The following is a 488-nucleotide window of genomic DNA, read 5'->3' on the forward strand; positions in this document are numbered from 1 at the left end:
TGATGATACTGGAAGTGACGGTAGTAGGACCGATCGCGGGTCCGCATCGGATCGAAGAGTAGGAACACAGTCCCTGGCCACTTGCGCCCAACGCGTGAATACGACTGAATGTACTCGGCCGTGTTCCGCGGAAGGCCGAAGAAACCGATGAAGTCCAACGCATCGACGTCCACTCCGTGACTGATCATCGAGGTTGCGATGAGCATGTGAACTGCGTCTGCTGGGCTATCTAGTTCATCGAGATTCTCGAGGATCTCTAAGACAGAGCTGACGTCTTCGAGGGGCGTTTGACCAGTCATGAGTTGGCCGTTCAAGGGATAATATGGTTCGCCGTCGTCAGAAAGATGGACGTTGATCATCGTCCGAAGAACCCGCTTCATCAGGTCGGTGTTGTCGCGTGAATAGTGGTACGAGACCTGCGTTTCATAGTCGTCAAGAATGTCGTCTATAACCGCTTCAAGCGATGTGGGGTCTGAAGGGAGTTCAGA

1 protein-coding gene is annotated in these 488 nt (G+C 53.3%); it reads right to left on the reverse strand.

What is annotated here, in order from left to right:
• A partial coding sequence (locus C5B91_RS21525) for a helicase C-terminal domain-containing protein (protein WP_233547898.1) occupies positions 1-488 on the reverse strand: 488 nt, incomplete at both ends.

Origin of the sequence: Haloferax sp. Atlit-10N, from assembly GCF_003586325.1 — an archaeon.
GTDB classification, from domain to species: domain Archaea; phylum Halobacteriota; class Halobacteria; order Halobacteriales; family Haloferacaceae; genus Haloferax; species Haloferax prahovense.